13 protein-coding genes and 1 pseudogene are annotated in these 8,619 nt (G+C 38.6%); 2 read left to right on the top strand and 12 right to left on the bottom strand.

The genetic code is table 11. The annotated features are described in order from the left end of the window. Positions 1-72 precede the first annotated feature (72 nt). Positions 73-411, top strand: a complete 339-nt coding sequence (locus VRK28_RS00125; protein ID WP_054554905.1) for a DUF3693 domain-containing protein — start codon at positions 73-75, stop codon at positions 409-411. A gap of 103 nt (positions 412-514) precedes the next feature. Here VRK28_RS00125 and VRK28_RS00120 read toward each other — a convergent pair. From VRK28_RS00120 to VRK28_RS00110, 3 genes and pseudogenes are all read right to left on the bottom strand, one after another. Beyond that, positions 515-661 (bottom strand): annotated as a pseudogene (locus VRK28_RS00120) (excalibur calcium-binding domain-containing protein); the annotation flags it as partial. 161 nt (positions 662-822) lie between these two features. Then, a complete protein-coding gene (locus VRK28_RS00115; protein ID WP_332393074.1) occupies positions 823-1,146 on the bottom strand; it encodes a hypothetical protein in 324 nt (107 codons plus the stop codon). A 21-nt stretch (positions 1,147-1,167) separates the two neighbouring features. After that, on the bottom strand, positions 1,168-1,782 hold the full coding sequence (locus VRK28_RS00110; RefSeq protein WP_332393073.1) for a hypothetical protein: 615 nt from the start codon (positions 1,780-1,782) through the stop codon (positions 1,168-1,170). 89 nt (positions 1,783-1,871) lie between these two features. On the opposite strand from VRK28_RS00110, the gene VRK28_RS00105 reads away from it, so the two are divergent. After that, on the top strand, positions 1,872-2,093 hold the full coding sequence (locus tag VRK28_RS00105; RefSeq protein WP_332393071.1) for a hypothetical protein: 222 nt from the start codon (positions 1,872-1,874) through the stop codon (positions 2,091-2,093). A gap of 21 nt (positions 2,094-2,114) precedes the next feature. Here the strand turns inward: VRK28_RS00105 and VRK28_RS00100 are convergent, their stop codons facing one another. The 9 genes from VRK28_RS00100 to VRK28_RS00060 form a co-directional block, all read right to left on the bottom strand. Continuing rightward, on the bottom strand, positions 2,115-2,525 hold the full coding sequence (locus VRK28_RS00100) for a hypothetical protein (protein WP_332393070.1): 411 nt from the start codon (positions 2,523-2,525) through the stop codon (positions 2,115-2,117). 389 nt (positions 2,526-2,914) lie between these two features. Then, positions 2,915-3,100: a hypothetical protein gene (locus tag VRK28_RS00095; protein ID WP_105180822.1), complete on the bottom strand. Its 186-nt coding sequence runs from the start codon at positions 3,098-3,100 to the stop codon at positions 2,915-2,917. Positions 3,101-3,172: 72 nt separating this feature from the next. Further along, a complete protein-coding gene (locus VRK28_RS00090) occupies positions 3,173-4,342 on the bottom strand; it encodes a zonular occludens toxin domain-containing protein (protein WP_332393069.1) in 1,170 nt (389 codons plus the stop codon). A 2-nt stretch (positions 4,343-4,344) separates the two neighbouring features. Then, positions 4,345-4,662: a hypothetical protein gene (locus VRK28_RS00085; protein ID WP_332393068.1), complete on the bottom strand. Its 318-nt coding sequence runs from the start codon at positions 4,660-4,662 to the stop codon at positions 4,345-4,347. 3 nt (positions 4,663-4,665) lie between these two features. Beyond that, positions 4,666-6,228 carry a hypothetical protein gene (locus tag VRK28_RS00080; RefSeq protein WP_332393067.1) on the bottom strand — a complete coding sequence of 521 codons (1,563 nt, stop codon included), beginning with the start codon at positions 6,226-6,228 and terminating at the stop codon, positions 4,666-4,668. 113 nt (positions 6,229-6,341) lie between these two features. Then, entirely contained in the window at positions 6,342-6,476 is a 135-nt protein-coding gene (locus tag VRK28_RS00075; RefSeq protein ID WP_332393066.1) for a hypothetical protein, read from the bottom strand. Positions 6,477-6,727: 251 nt separating this feature from the next. Next, a complete protein-coding gene (locus VRK28_RS00070) occupies positions 6,728-7,036 on the bottom strand; it encodes a hypothetical protein (protein WP_105181042.1) in 309 nt (102 codons plus the stop codon). After that, a complete protein-coding gene (locus VRK28_RS00065; RefSeq protein WP_332393065.1) occupies positions 7,033-8,361 on the bottom strand; it encodes a replication initiation factor domain-containing protein in 1,329 nt (442 codons plus the stop codon). The genes VRK28_RS00070 and VRK28_RS00065 overlap by 4 nt, the downstream gene beginning before the upstream one ends. After that, entirely contained in the window at positions 8,345-8,560 is a 216-nt protein-coding gene (locus tag VRK28_RS00060; protein ID WP_138624732.1) for a hypothetical protein, read from the bottom strand. Before VRK28_RS00060 ends, VRK28_RS00065 begins: the two co-directional genes overlap by 17 nt. Positions 8,561-8,619: the final 59 nt, after the last annotated feature.

Here is an 8,619-nt window from a genome sequence, read left to right as displayed (position 1 = left end):
TCAGGTTTGACAGGTGTCAACTTTTTATTTATCAAGAATGACAGTTATAATTAAGTAAGTGAGGAGAACGCTATGAATTTTAGTTACGAACTAATTGAAAAATATAAAGAAGTTAAAGGTTACACTCAGGACAAACAAGTTATTTCAGATTTCACTGAATTTAACTCAGGTAATATGTCTCAAATTAAAAAAGGTAATCGTCATTTAACTGCGAACCAGTGCATCGCAATGGCAAATGCTGTTGGAATGGATCAGAAAGAAGCTTTACTAAAACTTGCTATCGAAAAATCAAAATCGAAGGAAGAAGGTAAGATCTGGTCGGATATTGTAAAAAAGATTAGTGCGGCATGTGTAGCGCTAACACTTGTTGCAGGACTAGCAAACGCTCCAACTGAGGACGCTTTTGCGTAATAGCGGATAGCCCATAAATTACGGTACGTAAAAATTAAGAAAAGGGCGAAAAGCCCTTTTTTATTAGTAAGTTGTCTTTACTGTCATTGTTGACAGCTTGGCATTACCACCCATTTAAACGAGTGTCATTTTCACAGGGATTGCCATCATGATCCCCATCCATTTTTGTATTAGGACAGTTGTTAATAAAAAAGATTGCTTCATCCATTGAACTAATTTGTGAACAGTACTGACGACCATCACACTTGAACTTATCATCATCAAAAGAATACCTAAACGACTCTTCAGATGGTTGATAATCAAATTCAATATCTTCATTGCAGAGCAATTCAGGTGCAAATACTTGGTATGTTTGCCAAGCTCCAATGACAACAAGAAATATAAAAAAGACCTTTTTCATATTAACTCCTTTTAATTTGATGAGATTGGGCAGTACTCTCTCATTTTTAATCTATTACTTTCTGTCGGGTGTTTACGATACTCATCTAAGAAAAACTTACAAACTTTATCGTCATACTTAATTTTTTCATATGGTTTTGGTTTCGTTGGTGGTTTATATGTAGGCTTGTAAGCAGGAACTTGTATCTTTTTAGGTTGTGAAATTTGACTAATAGCTTTAGTTGTAACATCAGAAACAAGTTTAAGTTGATACATAGTCCAAGCTTGGTCAACACTCCAAACAGTAAGACCTGAAAGTGTTAAACATAGATAGAGTTTCAGGTAATTGATATTCATAAATAGACCATTATTCTTAAATTAGAAATGATTTTCTTGGTACTCATTGACGACACTAGAAAACCAAGAATCTTCAAATTCTGTATTTGTAAATTCACAAGCTAGTCTACAAATTTCTAAATTTGAAAAGGAGTTATCAAAAATAAAAGTCTTTTGATTTACCATCGACTTAGATAAGAAATAGATAACTTTACATACATCAACAATTAAAATTGATGTGTGGTGTGTTGGTAGATATAAAAGTGATGATTCAACTTTCCCATCAAATCTAGTATTTGAATTGTTTTTTAGAACATTACTCATAAGTTCTAACCATGAAATTAGCTTTCTATGCTCAGAACTTAATACACCAATTAAATTACGGTGATAAAAATTGACTATATTAAAATCAATTTCAACAGGCTTGCCAAACTTATCAGCCATTGGGCTTTTTAACTCAACAATTAACTGCTTGAGCCACTGACCATGTTTATAGATTATTAAGTCAATCTCAGCATGGTAATTTTCTAAAAGTTTGTCTTCTTTTATTTTATTTTGTTTTTCAGATAAATGGGTGGCGTATCTTATTCCGAAAAAAGTAGAAATTATTCCTGCAAGTAAACCTGCGATAGTACCTGAAACTATACTTTCTAACATAGTTGCTCCAACTGTACTTCTAACATCTAAAATCCTTTTGCCTTTTAAAAAATCTAGTCTATCCTTTTATTTTGAACTAAGGAATGGTTATGAGTAACAAAGATAATGATTTAGTCAATTTTTCAGAGAGTTATGAGTTAAACAGGCACTTAAGAAATTCTGAGTTTAGACAAACTGAAGAAAATAGAAAACAACTAATTCAAGTTGGAAAAGAAGCAAAAGAAACTCTTAATAAAAGTAGGTTAACGCATAAAGAATTAGATGATGCACTTAAAAAATCTAAAATTAAATTTGAAAAAAAGAAAAAGTAAGCGCAGATAACTGCGCTGTTCCTAGCTACCAGTCTTTACTGCTATATCACCAATAATCGCAAGTAATTGATCCTGAAGTTCAAACAAATATTTGTCTTGAACCTTGGTTTCAGATTTAAGTTTTTTATACATGGTTTCATGCTCTTTAGCTGACCATTTGTAACGATGTACAAATTGTACATCTGATGGCTTTACTTTCCCCCACGGTGTAGTCATAACGTTGTTGTGATATGAAATACTGCATTCTGCCCACGGGCCAGTGTCTGGCAAGTAGCCGCGATACATTATCCAAATCAGTTTTTCGACAGGTTTACTAGCTTTGTTAGCTTTTACATATCTCCTTACTTGGCGTTCACTTACTCCGAGTTCTTTAGCTCCTTTTGCGTAGTCATATCCGAATAGCGTAACGAACTGCAATTTAAAGTTGCCCATTGTGATTTACTCCTTTATTAAAAATCACAATGCACACTCGATATCGGTGTAAGTTGTTTCGCTCCCCCCCTATTAGTATATGGGGGGAGGGTGTTTCCCTCGGCTGCTGTGCCGTCCTTAACTCAGCTTGGTTTATCAGAAGGCAATCAACTTTTATTGAAAACAGACTTGGGCAGTGAGTGCGATTGGCTATTTCACTGAATTGATACCCGACCATAATAAACTGTATGCAAAATGGAAACGGTTTCGCGATGAAATGTGAATTTTCTGGAATGTATGACATGGCTACGCCATCCTCCAAGAACTGGAGATACAAAGGTGAGTGGTACGTAATAATTTTGTTCATTATTACGTACCGATACGAATATTACGTAAAAAATTACGTACCACTAAATGGCCTTTTTCATACGGCCTGTTCTGACATTTCTTGCCATAAAAGGTATATGGTCTGGGTTATCAATTAGAAACTCTATCATCTGTTTTATTTCAACTTCTGATTCGTCAGGTATCCAAAGAGTTACTTTCTTTAATCCTTTAGCTTTTTGTTTCTGCTCGTATTTTTGGTTTCTAGTCATAGTGTCACCAGTGACAAGTTATGTATGGCTACAGAATAGCCAAGCCCCTCCCGCGTTGCGGGTCCCTCCCAGCTATTCTGTTATCTCTGATGGTGCTTCATCGAATACGCCAACTTTTGGAGAGTCACACGTAATGAAATCATGGTATTTACGGTATTGAATTTCGATTACACAACTAGAGCGTACTGCAACGGTATATCCTGCAAGGACTAAATCACGTAGTGACAACTCAAATATGTGCTGTCCATTTTGACTAGCGCTTAGATAGTAATTCTTAGTTATCTTTCCAAGCTCGGTATACTCAGCCCATCCTGCTATGTGTAAGCCGACTTTGTAAAAGGGGTGTTTCTTTTCTTCGGCTTCTTGCTCTTTTTTCTGTTTGGCCAACAGCTCTTTTATCTCAGCTTGTTGTGCCAATATTTGATTTGTTGCAGGTACTGGAGTTTGCCCAGGCATAGAGGTTTGGGTTGCAACCGAACTATCAGAAACTAACTTTGTGTTAGTTTCGTCAATCTTACTTTGTTTCTTAAAACCTAAGTAAAGAAGGAATAGGGCAACGATAAAGAAAACAATAGATCCTTTTATGAACCAGTTGTCATACCATTTTTTAATATCGCTTGGTGCAGCTTCTTTTACGCTTTGGTCACTTTTCGTATGTGACTTATAAAACTTAAAATACTTAGCTTCATACTCACGTTCGTGAGTAGCAACAACCGTTGCGTTTGTTGCCGAAGACCCGTCATGCACTTTTAGAATGTATTTATCATCCTGACCCATCATTGATTTTTTGATAGCACGATAATGGTTAGCCACTAAGTCTCGTATATCCCTATCTACTTTTCTAAAGTTTTGGGTTATCAGCATTATGTCGAAACCGTAGTGACGGTGCATATCGTAAAACTGTTTTACTTCTTTATCGGTGCCTTGCTGGGGAAGTGCTAAGTGACATTCATCAACGAAGAAGTAAACACGATTACCTTCTTCGTTTTGCCAATCTTCATATTGAAGGTAATGCTCTTTTTTAGAGAATGGCCGTTGCCCACCGTAGTTGTGAAACTCACCGTCAATGACTTCAATTAAGTCTCGGCAATACTCACCATAGATAGAGCAAAAATGCTCAACGTTAAGCGGTAAGTTTGTTACTACTTTTCGTTTATGTTCTGTGACTGTCGGTATGATATGACGAACAACTGCTTCATAGCTTTTGCCGCCACCAGTTTTACCAGAGATACCATGAATCATGATTAACTCCCTAATCTAACAAATGGAATTAACTGCAATAAGAATCGAATTCCTAATGAAATTATTATCATGCTCATTGCTTGAGACAGTCCTAGCGATGAGGCATAGAAGGAAACGGCAGGGGGTAATGAATTAATATGTGTAGCGATATCCAAACCAGCAAACACACTATCAAGGCCATGAATTGCTAAGATAGATATTTCAAGGAAGCTTTCAAATATCCAAATAGCCAGATCCTTTAACAGCTCTAAAACTGTTAAAACGATGCTATATAGAAATTCTTTGGCTTCATTCCATGTTTCTTGTAACCAACCTAACATGACTTAACCTCCAAAAATTAACTTGCGACAAAGGAAAGCCGCTGAAATTAAAATAAACACTTTAAGAATTGCTAACAGGCCAGCATCAGGAACGGGCAGTTCGGAACAACCAAAATCCATGAATTGACCTAAGTTAAAACAAATACTGGTATCAGGTGCAGCGCCGCCGCCATTGAACTTAAATTGCTGTAAAAATTGATAGGCTTCAGTTTGCTGAAACTCGCCTGATTTTTCTTGCCACACTCCCGCAAAACCGTCTTCATATTCTGATTCATAAAAACTTGCTGAGCTTTCAGGGTTAAACGTATTACTGACATCTGTTTCACTGATTGACTTCAAAATTTCAGCTGTATTTTCTGATGTGCCTTTTGTGTTATTTGCGGTTTTCGCTGTATTGGATGCAATGGCCGCAAGCGAACCGTTACCTTTTTTCTGTTCATTGGTCATGCCTTCGATACCATTTTTAATATCTGATAAACGGCTATTACCAATTCCCAGTTTTCCATCAAGACCAGAAAGTAGGGTGTTAGTCCGTGTTAAATCGGCTGATTCACCCTCGTCTGGATTATTCGGGTCGGGGTTATCTGGGTCGGGATTATCAGGGTCTGGATTGTCGGGGTCTGTTTCGTCTTTATCTGGAATACCATTCCCATTCTTATCTTCATGAACGCAAACATACTGACCATTTACAGAGCCGCAGCCGCTAGGGCATTGGTGTTGAACTTGGTCTCCACCGTCACCAGTAACCACCAGAGGGTTACACTCTTTTGTTGGGTCAATTGGACAAACGGCATAATGCTCAGTTGCACCAACTGTTGCACATGCCCAAGGATCTTCGGGATTTGGAGGTGGCAATTGCGGAGGCGGGTACTCAGGTTCTTCACCACTACAGGCTTGGCCTGTTTGTTCGTAACCCGTACCAAATGGGTTTTGCTTATAGGCACATTTAGTTCCGTTATCTAATGTGTGACAAACACTTCCCCCAGTAGGAACGTTAAGGCCGTCACTAGGTGGCAAAAAACTATTCATTCCGAATTCGTCACAGCCATCATTAGGATCTGGATTTTCTTCGTCTGGATCATCTGGATTTGAAGTTGGCTTTACACAGACAAAACCAGCATCACTTTGTGAATATGGGTATGGATTTGTATATTCAGGCGCTATATCAGGAGGACATTTAAAACTATTAGTCTGAGTAGGCTGTGAAACAATTAAACCAAAGTGTTCTTCAGTGGGTAGGTTCGTTCCATTAGAGTAATGTCTTGTACCTTCTGTTTTAATGCGCCACTGTGTATTTTGTTGATAACAAGTAGATGCCCCCCATGTATATGAACCACTACTTGGAATTGTGTAATTAGTCGCAAAGATAACACAGGCCATGTGTGCTGCTTCTTCTATTGAAGAAATAGAACATCCTTCAACTGTTGGCGATGACTTGCCTACCTTTACGCATATATTTTGAGTACCTTGCGCAGCAACATAATCAGCGGGTAACGTATCATTACCAAAAGCACTAGAAATAAAAAAAGCGCTAAAGAGCGCCAGTGCATAAACTATTATTTTCATTGGCTGCTATCCCCAACCGAAATTTTTACAAACTATGAAACCAGTTAAAGCCCCTATCAATGCACAAATTGTGTAGATAAGGGCGACTATTAGGCCGCCCATACTTTTATGCCTTAAGCTTTAGCAACTGCACGCTTGGCAAGAGTGATACCCTTGTAAGCCAGTGCAACGCCAACGATTAAAATACCAGTTGAACCTACGAACGTTGCAACGCCTGCCATATCTACTGCTGCGAAAATATCAGTCATGTTGATTTCCTTTTAAAGTTTGTTTATTACCATTCGGGCTGCTTTTACTTTAAATGACAAAAACCCGAACAGAACGACGAGGCCAAAGCCCCAAGTAAATGACTCTCCAATTTCAAGAGCCGTTATCTGAATGCTTTCAACATAGGCCGCCGCATCATGGCTAGGAACTAGAACATAGCCTGAGCATTGTTCGAGTGTTTCAGTTGTTGCGGTCAACGTGCCGTCAGCATTTAGATAAATACATTGCATGGTTAGCTAACCAGCTTTACATCTGAAACCACGTTACGAGACATGTTTTCTGGGTCAGGTTGAAGTGTTAAATCAACCTCACAAATACCGTGTTGGTCTAAGATGTTTTTAAACTTGTTATACAAAGACTGCTCATCAAGGATGTTTAAAGACTTTGGTTCAAAGCCGCATTTCTGGATTTGGTGGTCACCTTGGATAAAGTCCTTTTCAGGTACTAAGTAGCTGATAGACGAAAACGCATAGTGCTTAGGTGCGCCAGTTTTTTGTGAAATGCCTTTACCATTTGCGGCAGATAATAGGGTTACTTTCATGGGGTTAACTCCATTTGATTTGGTGGTGATATACAGGCCTGATTAATAGAGTCGGGGATATCCCACGGATTAAGGCCTTTAGTTAATTGATTAATGATTTCGTTATCAGTCAGTTCTTTAACGTGACGTAAGAAATTTAAGTACTTGCCGTAAGACTGTGCGCAGTAGCGTTCTAGCCGTTCAGCAACTAAGATTCCGTTGTGTTTTGGTTTGCGAGTGGTGGTTTTAATCTCAAGACGTTTAGCGCTAACAAACTCAAAAGCAGGGTATGCAGCAGCAAAAACGGCATCGGTATTGAGAAGTGCATCCAAGGAGATAACACGGTCAATAGACCTAAGCTCAAGCTCAGCACGCACCCAATTAGGTTGAGTTTCACTTTGCATTTGCTTGCCTTTTTCATATATACGCGCCATTTTTCCATTTTTGCGACTTCCTACATAAAGGGTGTTACCGCCATTGGCAATGCAGTCATAACGCTTTTGCCAGCCATGTTTTTTCTTCCAGAGGGCTTGTTGCTCATTAGATAATTTTTGCAGTTCGCCTGTTTGAATCCATGAGAAAGAGGGCGCTTGGTTGGTTTTACAAAAGCCACCTTCTTCTAGATTTTGGAAGTAATTTAGAACAGATTTTTCGCCGTCATAGTCATCATAGGCAATGTCCAAACGGGTGATTTTTACGTTCGGCATTTTCTTAAGCATGGCGTGAAGTTTTGGAATATCGAGACCCGCACAACCTGCGCCAGAGAATGAAATCATCACGCCGCCATTGTTAGCACCCCAAGCAACAACGCCTGAATTTATATCATGACGGTAAAGTGTTGCTGACTTTTCATAGGTGAACATGCCGCCTGAGTTATGGCGATAAGACCAGCTTAAATCATCTGATGTTAAGCGGTCGGCAGCCGTAGCAACTTCAGTATTTAGAAGGTGCATAAATTTGCTAATGTCACCTTCAATCAATGAGTTAAGTGTTTTATAACGTTTAGTTTTTCTAACTACATTCTTGAAAAAGTGCGCCCGTTCTTCACTTGGAATAGCATCAACAGAGCCGTAATTACGGTAACGAGGATTGTTTTCAAACAGCTGGTCATAGTAATAATCAGAGTCATAAACAACCGATTCGTTAACTTCTACGTCTAAATCATCAGTGGCTTGTTGGTCAAATAATTCAGCACAAAGCATCGCGTTATAGGCTTCTTTGTAGGAGGCAAAGTCACCTTTACCAAACGCAATTTTGGCGTCAAAGCGAAGACGGGCAATTTCGTCAGGGCAAAAAACAACGGTTAAATAGTCGATTTTGGTTAACTGTTTAGAAGTCTGGGTCATAGTCAAATGCTCCAGAGTCGAACAGTTCTTGCCAGTTTGAATCATCAACGTCGATGATTTCGAAAGGTTCTCCACTTGCATAGTCTATGCAAAAAGCCATAGCTTCAGCGCGTGACGAATACATAAGCGGGTGTTCAATTTTATTGAAACCTAATGCGTATTCCTCAATGCCAGCTATGTATTGGAGATAGAATTTCAAACCGTAATCCTTGTTAATATGTCAAACTGTCAATCTTGAATGTTTTCGCGAATCTAACA

The sequence above is a fragment of the Pseudoalteromonas sp. P80D2 genome (genome assembly GCF_036680945.1).
In the GTDB taxonomy this organism is placed as follows: domain Bacteria; phylum Pseudomonadota; class Gammaproteobacteria; order Enterobacterales; family Alteromonadaceae; genus Pseudoalteromonas; species Pseudoalteromonas shioyasakiensis.
The sequence above is the reverse complement of the archived record's forward strand: the minus strand, read 5'-3'. Positions and strand labels throughout refer to the sequence as shown.